The organism is Candidatus Pelagibacter sp. FZCC0015 (assembly GCF_007833635.1).
In the GTDB taxonomy this organism is placed as follows: domain Bacteria; phylum Pseudomonadota; class Alphaproteobacteria; order Pelagibacterales; family Pelagibacteraceae; genus Pelagibacter.
This window is the reverse complement of the sequence record NZ_CP031125.1, coordinates 761,817-780,797: the sequence shown is the minus strand read 5'-3', so window position 1 is coordinate 780,797 and position 18,981 is coordinate 761,817. Positions and strand designations below refer to the sequence as shown.

The following is an 18,981-nucleotide window of genomic DNA, read 5'->3' as shown; positions in this document are numbered from 1 at the left end:
ACTTGAGCTAAAAACCCTTGTTTTTATGAATTCATTAGATGCCAACATCAGAGATACAAAAACTAAAGGTGAGCTTAATTCGCTTAGGGATAACGGTAATGTGCCTGCAATAATTTATGGTGGAGAGGCTCAAAACGAGAAAATTTCAATATCTAAAAAGATACTTAAATCACTAATTGAAAAAGAAAACTTTTTATCAAGCATCATAACTTTAAATGTTGATGGTAAAACTCAAAAAGTTCTACCAAGAGAAATAAAATATGACATTATTTCAGATGAACCAATTCATGTAGACTTTCTAAGAATAGTCGCAGGAATAAAAGTTAGAATTGAAGTTCCAGTAAAATTTTTAAATCATGAAAAATCTCCTGGTTTGAAAAGAGGTGGAGTTTTAAACATCGTAAGAAGAAAAGTTGAGCTAAAATGTCCAAGCGAAAAAATTCCTGAAAATCTTGTAATAGATCTTGATGGAGTTGATATTGGAGAGAGTTTTAAGATCTCTTCTATAAATCTTGACAGTGAGGTTACTCCTACCATTCAAGGAAGAGATTTCGTAATTGCAACCCTAGCAGCTCCGACTGTTATGAAAGAACCTGAAAAACCTGCTGAAGCTGAAGCTGCTGAAGGAGAAGGTGCTGAAGGAGCAGAAGCGACGGCAGCTGAGGGTGGAGATAAGCCGGCAGCTGATGTTGATAAAAAAGAAGGTGAAGATAAGAAACCTGCTGAAGAAAAAAAATAAGTTAATTAAATTTGAACTTCATCCTCCAATATTAATATTTTATGCTTCTACTTGTAGGACTAGGCAATCCAACCCCAGACAGTGAAAACAATAGGCACAATATTGGTTTCAAAATTATAGATGCAATAAATAAAAAATTTGGACTTTCAAAACAAAAACCAAAATTCAAAGGACTTCTTACAACTGGTAATGTAGGAGACCAAAAAGTTTACGCTATTAAACCTTTAACCTTTATGAATAATTCTGGAATTTGTATTAGAGAATTAATTGAATATTTTAAAATAGATGCTGAGGATGTTATCGTTTTTCATGACGATCTAGATGTAGAATTTGGAAAAATAAAAGCAAAAATTGGTGGATCTGATGCAGGACATAACGGAATTGCATCAATAGATAAATTTATTGGCAAAGATTATTCAAGAGTACGAATAGGAATTGGAAAACCAAAAGATAAAATGGAAATAAGTGATTTTGTTCTTCAAAATTTTGACGAAGATGAGATGCTAGAATTAGAAAAAATAACAAAAAACATCACAGAGTCTATTTCAACACTTATTGAAAAAAAATTAGATTTATTCTCCAGTACAGTAAACAATAAATAATGAGTTTTAAATGTGGAATTGTTGGTTTGCCTAATGTGGGTAAATCTACGCTCTTCAATGCTCTTACAAACTCAAGTAAGGCTCAAGCTGCAAATTTTCCATTTTGTACGATAGATCCCAATGTGGGAGTAGTCCCCGTTCCAGATGAAAGATTGAACAAATTATCAGAAGTTTCAAAATCAAAAAAAACAATAAACACAACTATTTCATTTGTGGATATAGCTGGTCTTGTTAAAGGTGCATCTAAAGGTGAAGGACTAGGCAATAAATTTTTGTCTCACATAAGAGAAGTTGATGCAGTTATTCATATGATTAGATGCTTTGACTCAGACGATATTCAAAACGTTAATCCAGACGTTGACCCTATAAGAGATCTTGAGATCATTGAAACCGAAATGATGTTAGCTGACCTAGAATCTATCCAAAAAAGACTTGAAAAAAATAATAAGAAAAATGTAGACGAAGATCAGCTTAAGATTTTAGAGATTGCATTAGACTGCATTAATAATGATAAAAATATATCAATATTAAATTCTCAATTTGATACAAAACAACTTAATCAAAGTGGTCTTTTATCAATAAAACCAAAGATCTTTGTTTGTAATGTAGATGAGCAAAGCGTGCAGGATGGAAATAAATATACTAAAGACTTCATCGAAAAATTTGGAAAAGATAACACCCTGATTGTTTCCGCAGACATAGAAAACCAAATAAATGAATTAGCAGAAGATGAAAAAAAAAATTATATGGATATGATTGGTTTAAAAGACACAGGTCTGAGTATGTTAATTCAAAAGGGCTATAAAATATTAGAACTTGATACGTATTTTACTTCTGGACCTGAAGAAACACGGGCTTGGACAATACAAAAAAACTGTACTGCTCCTAAGGCTGCAGGAGAAATTCATACAGATTTTGAAAAAGGTTTCATTAGAGCTGAAACTATATCTTATGAAGATTTTGTTGCTAATGATGGATGGGTAAATTCTAAAGCTAATGGAAAAATGAGATTAGAAGGTAAAGATTATATTGTGAAAGATGGAGACGTACTAAACTTCAGATTCAACACGTGACCATATCTTTTTCATGCTGAAGTAAACAAGAATTGTCAAAATAATTAAGTATATAATTGCTTTAAAGCCCATCTGATGTCTAGCTTCTAGATGAGGTTCAGCAGCCCACATTAAAAATGTTGTTACATCTTTTGACATTTGTTCAACAGTAGCAGTAGTTCCATCACCGTACTCGACTAATCCATCTGAAAGTGGAGCAGCCATTCTTATTTTATTTCCATACATATACTTATTATAATGAACACCATCATCCAAAGTCATTCCACTAGGAGCTTCTTCATAGCCTTGTAATAAAGAATATATGTAATCAACACCACCACCTCTAGCTTTAACCAAAACAGACATGTCTGGAGGGTATGCACCACCATTTGCGGCTTGAGCAGCTTTTACATTGTCATACGGCATTACAAATTTGTCAGATAATTTACCTGGTCTAGCAAACATTTCACCGTCTGCATTAGGTCCATCCATTACCTCAAATGAAGCTGCAATAGCCTTAACTTGATCTTCTGGAAATTCTGGTCCACCTTTTTCAGCTAAATTTCTGTAACTTAAGTATTTCATTGAGTGACATGAGGCACAAACTTCAGTGTAAACTTGATATCCTCTTTGAAGAGAAGCTCTATCAAATTTTCCAAAAAGCCCTTTAAAACTCCAATCTGTTTTTAAGTAATCAACTTTTTCAGCAGCAAAAGAGAAGGTATTTGACAAACAAATTAATAATAATACTGAAAATATTTTAAGTAATTTTTTCACTTATTCTATCTTACTTTCTTTTTTCCTCGCTGTTGCTAAATTGGGCGAACCACCAAGAACTGGTTCCGTTATACTCAAAGGTACCGGTAAAGTTTTTTCTTTAAATCCTAAAACAGGAAGAATAACTAAAAAATGTAAAAAGTAATATGCCGTAGCAACTCTTGCAATTAACAAATAAAGTCCTTCAGCTGGCATTGCGCCTACATAACCAAGAATTAGAACATCAGCAACTAGTATCCAGTAAAACTGTTTATACAAAGGTCTGAATACTGCAGATCTAATTTTCGAAGTATCTAACCAAGGTAATACAGCTAGAATTAATATTGCAGATAACATTGCCACAACACCTAGCAATTTATCTGGTACAGATCTTAAAATTGCATAGAAAGGCAATAGATACCATTCAGGTACAATATGTGCAGGTGTTACCATTGGATTTGCCTCGATATAATTATCAGCATGACCTAGTATATTTGGTGAATAAAAAACAAAAAATGCAAAAACAATCATAAACATTAATAAAGCGAAACCATCTTTGATTACGATGTAAGGATGGAAAGGCACAGTGTCTTTTGAAGGTTTTTTGATGTCTATCCCAACTGGATTATTATTTCCAGGAACATGCAAAGCCCAGATATGTAAAACAACTAATCCTAAAATTAAAAATGGAATAAGATAATGCAATGTAAAAAATCTTGTTAAAGTTGGATTGTCTACTGAGTATCCGCCCCATAACCAGGTAACAATACCCTCTCCAACAAAAGGAATGGCACTAAATAAATTTGTAATTACAGTTGCTCCCCAGAAGCTCATTTGTCCCCAAGGCAATACATATCCCATGAACGCAGCTGCCATCATTAGTAAGTAAATAATTATTCCAATTATCCAAATTATTTCTCTTGGTGCTTTGTAAGAACCGTAAAACAATGATCTAAAAATATGAATGTATACTGCTAAGAAAAACATAGATGCACCATTTGCATGAATATATCTAATTAACCAACCATAGTTAACATCTCGCATGATGTGCTCAACACTTTCAAAAGCCATATCGGCGTGAGCGATGTAATGCATTGCTAGAGTTAATCCCGTGATAATTTGAGTGATTAAGCAAAAAGTTAAAATTCCCCCAAATGTCCACCAATAGTTTAAATTTTTAGGAGTCGGATAATCTGTTAAATGATTTGCAAGAGTTAAAAGTGGTAATCGATCATTAAACCATTGTCCTACTTTTGATTTTGGTCTGTAGTCATGATCACTCATTAGTGTTTAGTTTATCCAATCTTAATTGTATTAGCGTTAACGAATTCGTATTTAGGTATTTCCATATTTAATGGAGCTGGCCCTTTTCTTATTCTTCCAGATGTATCATAGTGGGATCCATGACATGGGCAGAACCATCCATTGTAATCGCCTTTGTCATTTAAAGGTACACATCCTAAATGTGTGCAAACCCCTAACATTACAAGCCACTCTGGATTTTTAGCTCTATCCTCATCTTTCTCTGGATGAATTAAATCCTCCATCTTCACTTTTCTTGCTTCATCAATTTCTTCTTGGGTTCTTCTTCTTATAAAGACTGGTTTACCTCTCCACAAAACAGTTAGTGTGTTTCCTGGTGTTAATGCACTTACATCAACTTCTGTGCTAGCTAATGCTTTAACAGAAGCATCTGGATTCATTTGATCTATCATTGGCCACACCACTGCAGCAGCACCAACAGCTCCTACCGCTGTGGTAGCTGTAAATAAAAAATCTCTTCTTTTTGTTTTTTTTTCAGACACTTTTTAGTAGCTTTTATTATTATCTCTTTTTGATTTAAAATAGTTAATATACGAATTCATATAATATAAAATAATTATTTTACTACTGAAAGAATGACACAGAATTCAACAATTTTAGGACCCAAAATAGCTTTATATGAGCCTGATATACCTCAGAATACTGCTGCAATCATAAGAACCTGTGCTTGTTTGGGTGCTAAATTAGAAATAATTGAACCATGTGGCTTTCTATTATCAGACAAACGTTTTAAAAGAGTGGTTATGGACTATATGGACTATAGTCAAATAGAGTTTTATCAAAGTTCGGAAAAATTTTTTGAAGCAAAGAAAAAACAGAGAATCGTATTGATGACAACTAAGGGTTCAATAAATTATACTAAATTTAAATTTAAGCCTGATGATACTATTTTGTTTGGAAGAGAAAGTGCTGGTGTACCCGAAAAGGTTCACAAGATTATTAAAAATCGTTTAAAAATACCCATGAATAATCAAGTAAGATCTCTTAATATTTCATCGTCTGTTGCCATTGTTTTGGCGGAAAGTTTGCGTCAAATTGAATTAATATAAAATGGATATTTCAATTAAAAAAGACTTAGCGAGTAATTGGTTTAAGCTATTACAAAATGCAATATGTGACGACATTTTAAAAATTGAAAAAAACAAATTAAATTTTCAATCAACTTCTTGGAATAGAAGCAGTAAAAAAGATGAAGGTGGTGGTGAATATAGAATTCTTAAAAATGGAAAAATTTTTGAAAAAGTAGGAGTAAATTTTTCAAAAGTTTATGGAAAATTTCCTAAACAATTTCAAAAGAATATACCAGGCGCAAGTAAAGATCCTAGATTTTGGGCATCAGGAATATCAATAGTTATGCACATGCAAAATCCCCATATTCCTGCAATGCATTTTAATACCAGATTTATTTGTACAACAAAGAATTGGTTTGGTGGAGGTATGGATGTAACCCCAGCAATAAAAGATGAAAAAGAGAAGAAAAACTTTCATAAAATATTAAAGGCAATGTGCGATAGACATAATAAAAATTATTATAAAAAATATAAAAAGTGGTGTGATGAATATTTTTATCTACCTCACAGAAAAGAAGCCAGAGGTATAGGTGGGATATTTTTTGACTATAAAAATGATAATTTTGAAAATGACTTTAAATTTGTCAGAGATGTTGGTGTTACATTTCAAATGCTATTTAATGAAATAATTAAAAAAAAATTAAAAAAAAAATGGACTTTAAAAGATAAAGAGTTTCAGTATATTAAAAGGGGTCGATACGCAGAATTTAATTTGCTCTATGATAGAGGAACGAAATTTGGGCTACAAACTGGTGGTAATGTTGAAGGAATTTTGATGTCATTACCCCCGATTGCAAAATGGAAATAAGAAAATGGATAAAGAGCCAATAACATTAAACGGATTAAATAAACTAAAAGAAGAATTGGTTTTTTTAAAAGAAAAAAAAAGACCTGAAATAGTAGCTGCAATTGCTGAAGCGAGATCCCATGGAGACCTTAAAGAAAATGCTGAATATCATGCAGCTAAAGAAGAACAATCTCATAACGAGGGAAGAATTACAGAAATTAACGATATTATTGCAAGAGCAAATGTTATTGACGTTACAAAACTAAACAATGAAGGAAAAGTAATTTTTGGATCTACAGTTTATTTAGAAGATTTAGATACTGGTGAAAAAATAAATTATAAAATTGTTGGAAGAGATGAAGCAGATTTAAAACAAAAACTAATTTTCTTTCAATCACCAATTGGCAAAGGTTTGATTGGAAAAAATAAAAGTGATTTAGTTGAAATAAATACACCCTCTGGTGTAAAAAATTTTGAAATTAAAGACGTTAAATATATTTAACTTTTAACTATTTGTTGAACCTGCTTATCTGAAATTTGAAATCCGTTTTGAACCCAAGTTTCTTCTATCCTTTTTAATTTATTACCTAAAGTTTTGCCCTCAGGAATTTGAAATTTAGACATTAATAGATCGGCCCCTATTGGCAAAGTTGGAATTACTTTCTCTTTATAAGTATCTAATAGTTTGATTAGTTTTTTCTCTACTTTGTTTGAGATAAATATTTTAAAATTAATTATATCCAATACAGCCTGTCGCCCATTAAAATAAAAAAATTTATTCAAGTTTTTCTCTGTAAAATTGTTTAAAGTTACTTTTTCTCTATAAAAAAGATCTATTAATTTTAATCTTTTCTTATCTTTGTTAGATATTTTAAATTTATAAAGAAAATAATCAGCATTATCAGTCCCATCAATCACTAAAAGCGCAATTAAGAATATAAAGTCAATTTTTAAAAAATTCTCTGCAGCATAAGAATTTTGTTTTTTAAAATTTTTAATATTCTTTAATTGAGGGAAAATTATTTCTATGAGTTCTAAACTTTCTTTATCTTTGAAAAGTTTTAAAAATCCATTTGAACTAGTTATTTTTTTTAGCTCATCGATTAACCTTTCAGATGATATATTTGAAATTCCATCAATATTTTTTTTTATATTTTTTATTATTTCTGGCTGGTGCTCATGATTTGAGTAGTTTAAATAAAATCTTAAATACCTTAAAATACGCAAATAATCCTCTTGAATTCTTTTTTCTGTATTTCCAATAAAATTAATATAACCATCCTCCAAATCTTTTTTACCGTTAAATGGATCAAATAAATTACCATCACCATCTGCATAAATTGAATTGATAGTAAAATCCCTTCTAGAGGCATCTTCCTTCCAATCTAAAGAGAATTCTACTTCAGCATGCCTTCCATCAGTTGAGACGTCTTTCCTTAAAGAAGTAATTTCATATTTATATTCATCAATTATTGCTGTTATAGTTCCGTGTTCAATTCCTGTTTCGTAATAACTTATTTGTTTGTTTTTAAGAGCCTCACAAACTTCCAGGGGAGTTAAATTTGTTGCCAGGTCAATATCATCAACATTTTCTTTTTTTATCACTTTTCTTACACACCCACCAACATATCTGATTTCACTTTTCTCTGAAAAATTATTAATTGCCTCAAAAATTTTATTTGCTGGTGTTGTTAAAGTAATTTGTTTTAAATTTTGACTGATATAATCAAGATTTTTTGATCTGGAAAAAAATTTATCTAAAAAATTTTTCATAAATGGCTGGGGCGCTAGGATTCGAACCTAGGATGCAGGTACCAAAAACCCGTGCCTTACCGCTTGGCTACGCCCCAATACTAGCTTCCTATAACATAAAAATATAAAATTCATATAGTTTTTGCTGTAACACACCAATAATTTTTATATTTTCTTTTAAATTTAGCTTTTGCCAATTTACAACTCTTTAATGAATTATAATAGGCAACAATTGTTGATCCTGAACCAGTCATTCTTACAAATAATGGATTATTTATACTTTCTAAGAACAACTTTATTTTTTTAAGTTTTGGATATTTTTTGAGTGCTATTGTTTCAAGGGCATTTTGTTGATCAATCAAATATTTTACTCCAAACATGTTTTTTTTAGGTTTGTTATATTTTGATTTTGTAAACTTTCGAACAGCTGAGTATATTTTTTTAGTTGAGCACCCAAAATCAGGTTTTACTAAAGTGGAATAATATTTTGGAGTATTATAAATCTTTTTTATTCTACCACTTGATGACAACACACAGCTGGATGAAATGGTTCCCAGAATAACATCAGAACCAACCCAGTCACAGATACTTCGAGTTTTTTGATGATTAGGATTAATAATTTTTTTTTTAACCAGATAATTAAACACACTAGCTGCGTTCATCGATCCCCCACCCAACCCAGCTTCTTGAGGGATTAATTTTTTAATTTTAACTTTGAATTTTTTATTTTTTAATAAATTTTCTTTATCTAGTATCTGAAATAATCTTTGAACAGTATTTTTTTTTCCAATATTTTTAGAAAACTTTCCATAAAAAGAAATGTGGTGTTTTTTTCCATTATGTTGATTTATCGAAATAACATCATGTAAATCTATGAAACCAATTATACTTTCAATTTTATGTAAAACCTTTTTTCTTCCGGTGATATTTAGTGCTAAATTTAACTTTGCATTAGATTTAATTTTATTAATTTTCATTTAGGAATTTTTAAGACCCTCAATTACTTTAATATTGATTTTTTCTCTCATATCGTCCTCGGTGTCATCAAAAGTTAATACGTTGTTCCAAAAATATCTTGCTTGAATTTTTCGATTTAATTTCCATAAAATGTCTCCATAATGATCATTCACAATTGGGTCATCTGGCATTAATTCTACAGCTCTTTTTAAATACTTTTCTGCTTCTACATAGTCCTCTATTAAAAAATAAGCCCATCCAATTGAATCAATAATATATGGATCATTACTTTTTAAATCATATGCTGTTTTCAACATATCCATTGCTTCATTAATTTTATAATCACGCTCTAACCAAGAGTAAGCAAGGTAATTTAAAATATATGCATCACTAGGATCAATTTTAAGCGCATGCAATAAATCTTCATCTGACCTTTCATAATTGCCCATTCTTTCATAACTACCACCTCTACGATACAATACATCTGATTTGATAAGTGAATTGTCATCCAGTGTTAAAATAATTTCTGTATAACGATCTATTGCCTTTTCATAATTTTTAGAATTTTTATAAAAATTGGCTAAATCAAAAATCATTTTTATATTTGGATTTTCAATTTTATTAAATTTTGAGTCTATGTATTTAATTCCATTTTCATAATCCTGCTGTTGAATTATTATTTGAGCTTCTTTTTTTAATCTAAACCAATAATAAAATTCATCTTCTTTTTTAAAGTTTTTTAAGATCCTTTGTACTTTATCAAATTCATCATTGAGATAAAAATTTTCTGCAACCAATGACAAATTAAATTCAAACTTGGGATTCAAATAGTTTGACAAATTTAAGTAAAAATTTGATTTCTCAAAATTATCCTGAGAAGAATAAAGATTAGAGATTAAAAATAAAAACTCACTTACAAGATCATTATGATCTTTGCATGAAAAAATTTTTCCAAAATCATCGAATTTTTCTTTGTCTACCCAACTTTTGCTTTGTGAGAGTAAAAGTGTTGAATTTATATAATCAATTTGTTTAACTACTAATCTTGCTTCATTTAATTTATTGTTATCAATTAAATAATTAAGATAAAAGAAAATGTATCTTGAATAATCACCTTGTTGATTATTTATTAAATTAAGAAAAAATGACGAAGTTCTTTTATCTTCAATATAACATCTTTGGAATGTCTCGGCTATAAGAGACAAGTTTCCAAAATTTTTTTTGTTATCTAATATTTTTTTATTTTTAAATGTATAAATATACTGTTTTAGAGTTTCAAATATAACTAGGTTTATTCTATCTTCATCTTGAAATTTTAAACTTTGTGTTAAATATTCGTCAGCCTTTTTAAAGTTATTTTTTTTTAAACTGTCAATTAATAAAATTATATACGCATCATAAAAATCTGAATTAGATTTGTTTGCATTGTTATTTAATACATTAATTGCTTGAGGTACTTTGTTATCTAAAACTAAAGAGTTAACATATCTTTTTAAATAACTGTCATGTTTGTTAATTAATACCTTGGTTAAGTTAAAAAATTTTAAAGCTTCAGAATTATCTCGATTTTCAAATGCAACAATTCCAGAAAAATAATTTGACAAATCTCTTGAGTTGAAATCATTAAAAGTAGCACTTTTAGAATACAAAGGTGTCTGATAAGATATAAATATTAATAGTACTAATTTTAGAAATTTTAGGAACATGTAACCATACTATGACTAAAAAAGTGATAAATCAAAATACCAAATTAAACCAAGAACTAATTAATACTATTGAGCCAAAATTTATATTCGCTGATAAGCCAATAAATAGATTTAATATTTTAGAAACGAAAAATGGCACTCTGCAAACTAATAAAGAAGAATTACTAAAAAATTTAAAAGATCAAATAAATTCAATTGAAAATTGTAAATTGAAAGAAAATTCAAACAAAATTATTTTAGGTGAGGGAAATATAAATAGCCCTTTAATGTTAATTGGAGAGGCTCCTGGGGCTGAAGAAGAAAAGTTGGGTGTCCCATTTAGAGGTGAAGTTGGCGAACTTCTTAACAAAATGCTCATAGCCATCAATATTAAGAGGCAAAATATTTATACAAGTTATGCAATCAATTTTAGACTACCTGATGATAGAAAACCAACCTCAACCGAGATTAAAAGGTACTCGGTATTTTTAAAAGAGCATATATCAATTATAAACCCAAAGATTATCGTTTTAATGGGTAGTTCAGCAATGGAGGCTATAACAGGAATAAGCGAAAAAATCACTGCTGAAAGAGGACATTGGAAGGAAGTGATATTAAAAAACAAAACATTCCCTTTAATGATAACTTTTAATCCATCTTATCTCATCCGTTTTCCAGAAAATAAAAAATACTCATGGGAAGATTTAAAGAAAATTAGAGATAAGATTAAAGACCTGAAGTTAAAAATTTGATGAAGATAATTGCAGGGGTTGATGAAGTTGGTAGAGGAAGTTTAATTGGACCTGTGTATGCTTCAGCAGTAATTTTAAAAAAATCAATTAATCAAAAGTTATTAAAAGATTCAAAATCATTAAGTAAAAAAGATAGAGAGTATCTGTGTACATATATAAAAAAAAATTCTACTTGGTCCATAGGCAAAGCTTCTGTCAAAGAAATAGAAAAGCTGAATATACTTCAAGCAAGTTTACTGGCTATGAAAAGAGCCATCAAAAAACTTAAGAGAAAACCAACACACGTTCTGATAGATGGAAACAAAACTCCAGAGTTAAAAAATTATAATTTAAAATCAGTTATTAAAGGAGATAAAAAAATCCCCTCTATTTCGGCAGCTTCTATAATTGCAAAAGTATCAAGAGATAAGTTTATAACCACTTTATCAAAAAAAAATAAAGGCTATGATTGGGATAAAAACTTTGGGTACGGAACAAAACAGCACTTAAAAGCTTTGAAAAAATTAGGTATTACTAAACATCATAGAAAAACTTTTTCACCTATATCTAAAATAAATTAACACTACATCTAGTTACTTTCTAATTTTGAAACACTAATCGAATCTAAATTTTTCAATCTCAGGTTGACCGAAGAATCCATTTGGAGTCTAATTAATTTTTACAAATGAAAACTGATTTCAAAAATAAAATAATTAATGGAGATAGTCTCGAAGAATTAAAAAAAATTCCACGTGAAACTTTTGATTTAATTTTTGCTGATCCTCCTTACAACTTGCAATTAAAAAGTGAATTAACTAGACCAGATAGATCAAAGGTTAGTGCGGTAAATGATAAGTGGGATCAATTTGAAAATTTTAAAAAATATGATGATTTTACCTATGAGTGGCTTAGTGAATGTAAAAGAATTTTAAAAAAAGATGGAGCTATTTGGGTTATAGGAAGCTACCATAATATTTTTAGAGTTGGCACAGCAATACAAAATCTAGGTTTCTGGATTTTAAATGATGTTATTTGGAATAAAAATAATCCAATGCCAAACTTTAGAGGCACACGTTTTACTAACGCTCATGAAACTTTAATATGGGCTTCTAAAAGTGAGAAATCAAAATACACATTTAATTATCAATCTTTAAAATGTTTAAATGATGATCTTCAAATGAGATCTAATTGGGATCTTCCAATATGCAATGGATCTGAAAGACTCAAAAAGGATGGAAAAAAAATTCACTCCACACAAAAACCAGAAGCACTTTTACATAGAATTTTACTAGCTACATCAAATAAAAATGACCTCATACTTGATCCTTTTTTAGGATCAGGAACAACAGCTACAGTAGCAAAAAAACTAGGGAGAAATTATTTTGGAATAGAAAAAGAAAAAAATTATTTTAAAGCTGCTGAGCAACGCATAAAAACTGCAAAGCCTATTGAAGACGATTTATTAGATACACTAAAAAATAATAGATCAAAACCAAGAATTCCTTTTGGTTCGTTAGTCGAGCTTGGCATAATTAAACCTGGAACTAATATTTTTGATAATAAGAAAAAAATAACAGCCAGAATTATGGCTGATGGTAGTATAAAACATAATCAAGCAGAGGGTTCTATACACAAAGTTGCGGCTACTATTTTAGGAGCTGAAAGTTGCAATGGATGGACTTTTTGGCACTGTGATATAAATGGACGAACTTATCCTATTGACTATCTAAGACAAAGATTAATTTCTAAAAATTAACTTTTATAAATTTTACCCAAATAACTTTCTAAAAATTTTTTATTTTTAGTTAAAAGTTTTAAAAAAATATTTCTAAATATGATCATAATTGGATTTGATAAATGGAAGGCAAATTGATTGAAATTAGATCTACTATTAATCATTTTTGTTCTCTTTAATCTGATATTATAAAAATTATTATTATTTATTAAACATTCATATAATTCACTAGCCCCCTCTATTGATTGGGAAGCTCCCTGTGCAAATGAAGGTGAAAAAGCAAAAAATGCATCTCCTACAAGGAATATATTTTTTGGAGGATTATATAAATTTTTACTTACAAATATTGGAAATAATTTAATATTTTGAAGATTTTCCAAAAAACTTTGAGAAACTTTTTTGGATAATTTAAATTTAATATTTCTTATAAAAGAACTCTCGGTAAAAAGATTATAGTTCTCTTGCTCATTTGAATTTAATTTATGTTTTAAAATGCCAATAAAATTTAAATATTTATCATTATTAATTGGATAAACAACATAATGAAAATTCGGTCCTAAGAACAAAGAAATATTTTCTTCATTTAAATTTTGAAAATTTTCTCTTGATATAGTTCCTCTAATAGCAATTGTATCATTGTAAATTGGTTTTGATTTATTGTTTGAAATTAATAACTTACCTTTAGAAAACACACCGTCTGAAATAATTAAGTAATCACAAGTTATTTTTTTTTTATCAAATATTAATTTTATTGAATCTTTATCGTAAACAATCTGTTCAATACTGTGGTTATATTTAATTATATCTTCATTTATTTTTTTTTTTAAAAATTGAAGCAATTTTGATCTTTTCAATGTTGTGTATTTACAATTTTCATAATTAAATTTTGAAATGTCTAAGTCACAAATTTTTTTTGAATTTTTAATTTCATAAAAATCAATTTTTTTTGGATTAAATTTTTCTTCTTCAGTAAAAGAAGTGAAGCCTATTTTATTTAAAAGCTTTACACTATTTACCGACAACTGAATTCCATAGCTATCTTGCATTTCTATGGAATTCCTTTTTTCATAAATCGTAACCTGATAATCCTTATGATCTTTGAATAAATTGGCAATATACAAACCAGAAATTCCAGCGCCAATTATTGCAATTTTTTTCATTTATGACTTTCTAAAAATTTAACTATCTTTTTTGTAAATGTTGGCAGTGTATAATTTTGAAGCTTTGTTGGATCAATCCAATAATTATTTTTATTTAAATTATATTTATTTTTAAATTCAATTTTAATATTCATACTCATATTAGACATTTTAAAATTCAAATCTTTATCAAAATTTTTAGGATTATTTACTTCCTCCATCGGGAAGATATTAAAATTTTTCAAAAAATTAAATTTATTATTTTTGATTAATAAATAATGATTATTTTTTTTATAAACATTTAGCTTGTAAAAAGTTTCCTTATCTTTTTTTTTAAATTTTACTAAATCAAAATTTTTATTTTTAAATGATTTACATTTTTTTACTAATGGACAGTTCTTACAATTAGGACTAACAGGTTTACAAATTAGTGCTCCTAATTCCATTAAAGCTTGAGCATAATCACTAGACCTTTTGATAGATGTTCCAAAAATTTTTTTCTTCTCGTGTAAATTTTCTTTTTTTATTTGATCTTGTTTTTTTAAAAGCAAGTATCTCTTTAGTACTCTTTCAATATTGCCATCTAGAGGGATTATTGGTTCATTGAATGCAATTGCAGAAATTGCACTTGCTGTATAATCTCCAATTCCCGGAAGAGACTTTAAATCTAAAAAATTTCTAGGTATTTTTTTATTAAAATTTTTAACAACTATTTGAGCGGTTTTTTTTAAATTTCTTACTCTTGAATAGTATCCAAGACCCTCCCAAAGTTTAATTAATTTACTATCATCATATTTAGATAATTTTTCTATTGTGGGAATATTTTTTATAAATCTGTTAAAGTAAGGTATTACTGTTGCAACCTGGGTTTGCTGCAACATAAATTCACTTACTAAAGTATAATATTGCTTTTTTGTTTGAGAAACATTCTTTCTCCATGGTAAAGATCTTTTATTTAAATCGTACCAATTAAGAATATTATTTGTTATTATTGGATCTTTCATATGCAATCAAAAAATAATACTAAGCAGAGAAACGCTAGCATTCAAGGATTAAGATCTTTCAAAGACACTTTGCCAAAAAATGTCAAAAAAATAATAAATAAAAAAGGTCATGTATATTCAGAAACACTGAGCAATTGGAAATATTTAGTTGGAAGCGAATTATTTAAAATTTGCTATCCAAAAACATTTAAAAATTCAAATAAATTTGGTGTTAGCACCTTAGTAGTTATGGTCAAGCGAGGACATGAAGTTGACGTAGAATATTCGAAAAAAGATATTTTGGATAAAATGAATATTTTTTTTGGATATTCTGTTGTTGAAAAGCTTAAATTTATAAGTTTTGATGAAGAACATGAAATGAAGGGCTCAAGTGAAACAAAATTTAAAAATGTGGCAATTAGCAAATATCAAGATAAGATTAAAGGTGTTAAAAACGAAAAGATTAAAAAATCATTAACAGAGTTAACTAGAGTTTTTAGAGAGAAATGAAAAAAATTATATTCTTAATATTAATATTTTTTACTACAGTCTTAAATGTACAAGCTGAGGAAATTAAAAGAATATCTGTTGGGAACAAAGATGCAAAAATAACTATTATAGCTTTTGAATCATTAACTTGTAGTCATTGTGCTAATTTTCATAAAAATGTTTATCCTCAATTAAAGGAGGAGTATCTTGATACTGGACTCGCTAAAATAGAATTTAGACATTTTCCATTAGACATAGCGGCCTTTAATGCATCTAAAGTTTCTCAGTGTAAAAATGATGGAAATTCAGATATCCTTGAAAGTTTATATGCTAATCAAGAAAAATGGGTAAAGGGAAGTTCAATCCAGGAGGCAAATAAAAATCTACAAAAATTTTTAAAAAGTGAGGGATTTAGTATTGATTTTGATACTTGTATAAACAATAAGGAAATTGAAGATTTTGTATTAAACGATCGAATCGATGGAGCAAAGAACTTCAAAGTGAACGCAACTCCTACGATTATTATTAACAACGAAAAATTTGAAAAAACTCTAAATTATAAAAATTTAAAAAAAGCTCTAGAAAAACTGATATAAGTTAGTGCATGGAGTTTAAAAAAATCCAATTAAACGGATTTAAATCTTTTGCTGAAAAAACCAACTTCTTAATTGAGGATGGTCTTACGGGTATAGTGGGTCCTAACGGCTGTGGAAAATCTAACATTGTAGAATCTTTAAGATGGGTAATGGGAGAGACCTCGGCAAAAAGTATGCGTGGATCTGGTATGGAGGATGTTATATTTTCAGGAACATCTAATAAAGCATCAAAAAATATTGCAGAAGTATCTATTGAAGTTGAAAACAAAGATAAAGAAGGTCCAATACAATACCGCGAGTTGGAGCAAATACAGGTTAGAAGAAAAATAGAAAAAGATAAAGGATCTAAATTTTACATTAATGATAAAGAAGTAAGAGCAAGAGATGCGCAAATGTTTTTTGCAGATCTTTCGACTGGTGCACACTCTCCATCTATGATTAGCCAAGGAAGAATAGGTGCATTAGTAACTGCAAAACCAACAGATAGAAGAGCTATTTTAGAAGAAGCTGCAGGAATATCAGGTTTACACGTTAGAAGACATGAGGCTGAATTAAGATTAGGTGCGGCTGAGAATAATTTAAAAAGAGCAGATGAATTAAGAAGACAGCAAGAAAAACAATTAGCAAATCTTCAAAAACAAGCTGAAGAGGCAACAAAATACAAACTAATTTCAGATCAAATTAAAAAAATTGAGGCAGGTTTGTATTATTTAAAATTATTAGAAATAGATAAAGAAATTAGAATAGAAAATGAAATTAATACTGAGGCAGAAGGAGAAGTAGAAGGATTTAATAACAAAATATCTGAATTAGAAAACTCAATTAAAACTTTTACAGATAAGGTAAATCCATTGAGAGAGAAAAATATTGAAAATTTATCAAGGATACAAAGACTTAATTTAGAACTTCAAAGTTTAGATGAGGAAAATACAAGAATTCAAGATGAGATAGAAAGCATCAAAAAATCAATTCAAACACTTGATGATGATATCACGAGAGAAAAAGGGATAATCATAGACGCTAACTCAAATGAAAAAAGATTGAAGGAAGAAAAAACTGAATTAATTGAGACAGACTCGAAGTATTTTGAAACAGAAAAATTATCTAATGAAGAGTTAGAAAGTGCAAAAAATAAACTTAAAGAAGAACAAAAAGCTGTTGATGAAGTTGTAAACAGTTTAGCAGAAGAAACTGTAAATATAAGTGTTGGTCCAATAAGAAATGTAAAAAACACTATATCAAGGGTAAAAGAATTAATAGATAGTAATGAAATAAATCAAGCATTAACACTTCTAGATAGATGTAATATGGAGCTAGATAGTTTTTTAAATGATTTAAAAAATGAGAGATCTAGAAGTGAGTTATTAGGAGTTAGCGAAAAATCAGAAAATATAAAATTACTCCAAGAAAAATATGCCGATGCATATAGTAAAAATCAATCAATTAAAAATGAGTCTATAAAAAGAAATGAAAGAATTAAAACCATTGAAACGGAAATTGAAAGTTGGAAAAATTTATTAACTAACTCAGAAAAAATGGTTAACGAACTAACACAAAGAAAAGAAAAATTATCAAAACAATTAAGTGATTTAGAAAATCAACCTAGAGCGCAAGCTGAAAGAAAAGGTCAAATTTCAGAAAATTTAAGAATTTCTGATAAAGAAAAAATTGATAATGAAGCGATTATAGATGAAACAGATCAAAAAATTGAAATGTTAAGAACGCAATTAAATGAAATTCAAGAACAATCAATTCAAATCAGAGAAAGAAAAGCAAGCTCAGGAGCTACAATTGAAGGCCTGCAAAAAAGAAAAAATGATCTCCTTGATAGAATTAGTTCTGAGTTAAATTTAAATGAAGATAATATTTTAGAAAATTCAAATTTAAACGGAGTAGAAGAGCTTCCAAATCCAGTTGATCAAGAAGATGCTTTAGACAAGAAAAAACAAGAAAGAGAAAAATTAGGATCTGTAAATTTAAAAGCAGATGAAGAAACAAGTAAATATGAAGTAGAGATAAAAAAAATGGAACAAGATCGTGCCGATCTTGTTACCGCTATCGTAAAACTTAAAGATAGTATTAATGAACTTAATCAAAAAGGAAGAGAAAGATTGATTGAAGCTTTTAAAAAAGTTAATAGAAAATTTAATGAAGTTTATACAAAACTTTTCAATGGTGGAAATGCCAAATTAGAATTAGTGGACTCTGATGATCCACTTGAAGCAGGTTTAGAAATGTTAGTTAGTCCTCCTGGAAAAAGACTTCAATCTATAACTTTGTTATCTGGAGGTGAACAAGCATTGACTGCACTCTCTTTAATCTTTGCAGTATTTTTAACTAACCCTTCTCCTATATGTGTATTAGATGAGGTTGATGCACCACTTGACGATGCTAACGTAACAAGATTTTGTAGTTTACTTGAGGAACTAATTAAAATAACCAACACCAAATTCATAATTGTAACTCATCATGCTTTAACCATGTCAAAAATGAACAGACTATATGGGGTAACTATGCCTCAAAAAGGAATTAGTCAGCTTGTGGCTGTTGATTTACAAAAAGCAGAGAGTATGGTTGCTTAAACT

At 28.8% G+C, this 18,981-nt stretch carries 20 protein-coding genes and 1 tRNA gene; 12 read left to right on the top strand and 9 right to left on the bottom strand.

What is annotated here, in order from left to right; all coding sequences use genetic code 11:
* The first annotated feature begins 25 nt into the window (after nt 1–25).
* Genes DT059_RS04115 through ychF form a run of 3 tightly spaced genes read left to right on the top strand, consistent with a single transcriptional unit; the run spans nt 26 to nt 2,414 of the window.
* Nucleotides 26–739 (top strand): 50S ribosomal protein L25/general stress protein Ctc, encoded by a 714-nt coding sequence (locus DT059_RS04115; RefSeq protein ID WP_145597000.1) that lies wholly within the window; start codon nt 26–28, stop codon nt 737–739.
* Nucleotides 740–780: 41 nt separating this feature from the next.
* A complete protein-coding gene (pth, locus tag DT059_RS04110) occupies nt 781–1,341 on the top strand; it encodes an aminoacyl-tRNA hydrolase (protein WP_145596997.1) in 561 nt (186 codons plus the stop codon).
* A complete protein-coding gene (gene ychF, locus DT059_RS04105) occupies nt 1,341–2,414 on the top strand; it encodes a redox-regulated ATPase YchF (RefSeq protein ID WP_145596995.1) in 1,074 nt (357 codons plus the stop codon). The genes pth and ychF overlap by 1 nt, the downstream gene beginning before the upstream one ends.
* Here the strand turns inward: ychF and DT059_RS04100 are convergent.
* The 3 genes from DT059_RS04100 to petA are packed head-to-tail and all read right to left on the bottom strand — an operon-like array spanning nt 2,391 to nt 4,954.
* Nucleotides 2,391–3,170, bottom strand: coding sequence for a cytochrome c1 (locus DT059_RS04100; RefSeq protein WP_145596993.1), 780 nt, complete (start codon nt 3,168–3,170; stop codon nt 2,391–2,393). The two genes, ychF and DT059_RS04100, sit on opposite strands and share 24 nt — an antisense overlap.
* Entirely contained in the window at nt 3,171–4,433 is a 1,263-nt protein-coding gene (locus DT059_RS04095) for a cytochrome b (protein WP_072090789.1), read from the bottom strand. It lies immediately after the preceding gene.
* Nucleotides 4,434–4,444: 11 nt separating this feature from the next.
* On the bottom strand, nt 4,445–4,954 hold the full coding sequence (gene petA, locus DT059_RS04090) for a ubiquinol-cytochrome c reductase iron-sulfur subunit (protein WP_072090790.1): 510 nt from the start codon (nt 4,952–4,954) through the stop codon (nt 4,445–4,447).
* 93 nt (nt 4,955–5,047) lie between these two features.
* On the opposite strand from petA, the gene DT059_RS04085 reads away from it, so the two are divergent.
* Genes DT059_RS04085 through greA form a run of 3 tightly spaced genes read left to right on the top strand, consistent with a single transcriptional unit; the run spans nt 5,048 to nt 6,831 of the window.
* Complete coding sequence (locus tag DT059_RS04085; protein ID WP_145596991.1) at nt 5,048–5,521, top strand: tRNA (cytidine(34)-2'-O)-methyltransferase; 474 nt, start codon at nt 5,048–5,050, stop codon at nt 5,519–5,521.
* Between the two features lies 1 nt (nt 5,522).
* Complete coding sequence (gene hemF / locus DT059_RS04080) at nt 5,523–6,350, top strand: oxygen-dependent coproporphyrinogen oxidase (RefSeq protein WP_145596989.1); 828 nt, start codon at nt 5,523–5,525, stop codon at nt 6,348–6,350.
* Between the two features lie 4 nt (nt 6,351–6,354).
* Nucleotides 6,355–6,831: a transcription elongation factor GreA gene (gene greA, locus DT059_RS04075; RefSeq protein WP_072090793.1), complete on the top strand. Its 477-nt coding sequence runs from the start codon at nt 6,355–6,357 to the stop codon at nt 6,829–6,831.
* Here greA and DT059_RS04070 read toward each other — a convergent pair.
* The 4 genes from DT059_RS04070 to DT059_RS04055 all read right to left on the bottom strand — a co-directional run bounded on the left by DT059_RS04070 (nt 6,828) and on the right by DT059_RS04055 (nt 10,744).
* Complete coding sequence (locus tag DT059_RS04070; protein WP_145596987.1) at nt 6,828–8,102, bottom strand: CCA tRNA nucleotidyltransferase; 1,275 nt, start codon at nt 8,100–8,102, stop codon at nt 6,828–6,830. The genes greA and DT059_RS04070 overlap by 4 nt on opposite strands.
* Before the next feature lie 3 nt (nt 8,103–8,105).
* Nucleotides 8,106–8,179: transfer RNA gene (locus DT059_RS04065), tRNA-Gln, on the bottom strand.
* A gap of 33 nt (nt 8,180–8,212) precedes the next feature.
* Nucleotides 8,213–9,058 carry a GHMP family kinase ATP-binding protein gene (locus tag DT059_RS04060; protein WP_145596985.1) on the bottom strand — a complete coding sequence of 282 codons (846 nt, stop codon included), beginning with the start codon at nt 9,056–9,058 and terminating at the stop codon, nt 8,213–8,215.
* Complete coding sequence (locus DT059_RS04055) at nt 9,059–10,744, bottom strand: tetratricopeptide repeat protein (RefSeq protein ID WP_145596983.1); 1,686 nt, start codon at nt 10,742–10,744, stop codon at nt 9,059–9,061.
* 11 nt (nt 10,745–10,755) lie between these two features.
* Here DT059_RS04055 and DT059_RS04050 point away from each other — a divergent pair, with 11 nt between their 5' ends.
* From DT059_RS04050 to DT059_RS04040, 3 genes are all read left to right on the top strand, one after another.
* Nucleotides 10,756–11,475: a uracil-DNA glycosylase gene (locus DT059_RS04050; RefSeq protein ID WP_145596981.1), complete on the top strand. Its 720-nt coding sequence runs from the start codon at nt 10,756–10,758 to the stop codon at nt 11,473–11,475.
* A complete protein-coding gene (locus DT059_RS04045; protein ID WP_145596979.1) occupies nt 11,475–12,035 on the top strand; it encodes a ribonuclease HII in 561 nt (186 codons plus the stop codon). The genes DT059_RS04050 and DT059_RS04045 overlap by 1 nt, the downstream gene beginning before the upstream one ends.
* Nucleotides 12,036–12,139: 104 nt before the next feature.
* Nucleotides 12,140–13,210: a site-specific DNA-methyltransferase gene (locus DT059_RS04040; RefSeq protein ID WP_145596977.1), complete on the top strand. Its 1,071-nt coding sequence runs from the start codon at nt 12,140–12,142 to the stop codon at nt 13,208–13,210.
* Here DT059_RS04040 and DT059_RS04035 read toward each other — a convergent pair.
* Both DT059_RS04035 and DT059_RS04030 read right to left on the bottom strand, forming a co-directional pair.
* Nucleotides 13,207–14,349: an FAD-dependent monooxygenase gene (locus tag DT059_RS04035; protein WP_145596976.1), complete on the bottom strand. Its 1,143-nt coding sequence runs from the start codon at nt 14,347–14,349 to the stop codon at nt 13,207–13,209. The genes DT059_RS04040 and DT059_RS04035 overlap by 4 nt on opposite strands.
* Nucleotides 14,346–15,332, bottom strand: coding sequence for an A/G-specific adenine glycosylase (locus DT059_RS04030; protein WP_145596974.1), 987 nt, complete (start codon nt 15,330–15,332; stop codon nt 14,346–14,348). Before DT059_RS04030 ends, DT059_RS04035 begins: the two co-directional genes overlap by 4 nt.
* Here DT059_RS04030 and DT059_RS04025 point away from each other — a divergent pair, their 5' ends adjacent.
* The 3 genes from DT059_RS04025 to DT059_RS04015 are packed head-to-tail and all read left to right on the top strand — an operon-like array spanning nt 15,333 to nt 18,978.
* Nucleotides 15,333–15,821 carry a DUF721 domain-containing protein gene (locus DT059_RS04025; protein ID WP_145596972.1) on the top strand — a complete coding sequence of 163 codons (489 nt, stop codon included), beginning with the start codon at nt 15,333–15,335 and terminating at the stop codon, nt 15,819–15,821.
* Nucleotides 15,818–16,396, top strand: coding sequence for a thioredoxin domain-containing protein (locus DT059_RS04020; protein WP_145596970.1), 579 nt, complete (start codon nt 15,818–15,820; stop codon nt 16,394–16,396). Before DT059_RS04025 ends, DT059_RS04020 begins: the two co-directional genes overlap by 4 nt.
* 8 nt (nt 16,397–16,404) lie before the next feature.
* The gene (locus tag DT059_RS04015; protein WP_145596968.1) at nt 16,405–18,978 is read left to right on the top strand and encodes a chromosome segregation SMC family protein; all 2,574 of its coding nucleotides are present in this window, start codon (nt 16,405–16,407) and stop codon (nt 18,976–18,978) included.
* Nucleotides 18,979–18,981 lie beyond the last annotated feature (3 nt).

Bases quoted from the DNA above. Each gene is read 5' to 3' on its own strand.
- DT059_RS04115 (WP_145597000.1), top strand. From the start codon at position 26: ATGAATTCATTAGATGCCAACATCAGAGATACAAAAACTAAAGGTGAG.
- pth (WP_145596997.1), top strand. From the start codon at position 781: ATGCTTCTACTTGTAGGACTAGGCAATCCAACCCCAGACAGTGAAAAC.
- ychF (WP_145596995.1), top strand. From the start codon at position 1,341: ATGAGTTTTAAATGTGGAATTGTTGGTTTGCCTAATGTGGGTAAATCT.
- DT059_RS04095 (WP_072090789.1), bottom strand. From the start codon at position 4,433: ATGAGTGATCATGACTACAGACCAAAATCAAAAGTAGGACAATGGTTT.
- DT059_RS04085 (WP_145596991.1), top strand. From the start codon at position 5,048: ATGACACAGAATTCAACAATTTTAGGACCCAAAATAGCTTTATATGAG.
- hemF (WP_145596989.1), top strand. From the start codon at position 5,523: ATGGATATTTCAATTAAAAAAGACTTAGCGAGTAATTGGTTTAAGCTA.
- greA (WP_072090793.1), top strand. From the start codon at position 6,355: ATGGATAAAGAGCCAATAACATTAAACGGATTAAATAAACTAAAAGAA.
- DT059_RS04070 (WP_145596987.1), bottom strand. From the start codon at position 8,102: ATGAAAAATTTTTTAGATAAATTTTTTTCCAGATCAAAAAATCTTGAT.
- DT059_RS04060 (WP_145596985.1), bottom strand. From the start codon at position 9,058: ATGAAAATTAATAAAATTAAATCTAATGCAAAGTTAAATTTAGCACTA.
- DT059_RS04055 (WP_145596983.1), bottom strand. From the start codon at position 10,744: ATGTTCCTAAAATTTCTAAAATTAGTACTATTAATATTTATATCTTAT.
- DT059_RS04050 (WP_145596981.1), top strand. From the start codon at position 10,756: ATGACTAAAAAAGTGATAAATCAAAATACCAAATTAAACCAAGAACTA.
- DT059_RS04045 (WP_145596979.1), top strand. From the start codon at position 11,475: ATGAAGATAATTGCAGGGGTTGATGAAGTTGGTAGAGGAAGTTTAATT.
- DT059_RS04040 (WP_145596977.1), top strand. From the start codon at position 12,140: ATGAAAACTGATTTCAAAAATAAAATAATTAATGGAGATAGTCTCGAA.
- DT059_RS04035 (WP_145596976.1), bottom strand. From the start codon at position 14,349: ATGAAAAAAATTGCAATAATTGGCGCTGGAATTTCTGGTTTGTATATT.
- DT059_RS04030 (WP_145596974.1), bottom strand. From the start codon at position 15,332: ATGAAAGATCCAATAATAACAAATAATATTCTTAATTGGTACGATTTA.
- DT059_RS04025 (WP_145596972.1), top strand. From the start codon at position 15,333: ATGCAATCAAAAAATAATACTAAGCAGAGAAACGCTAGCATTCAAGGA.
- DT059_RS04020 (WP_145596970.1), top strand. From the start codon at position 15,818: ATGAAAAAAATTATATTCTTAATATTAATATTTTTTACTACAGTCTTA.
- DT059_RS04015 (WP_145596968.1), top strand. From the start codon at position 16,405: ATGGAGTTTAAAAAAATCCAATTAAACGGATTTAAATCTTTTGCTGAA.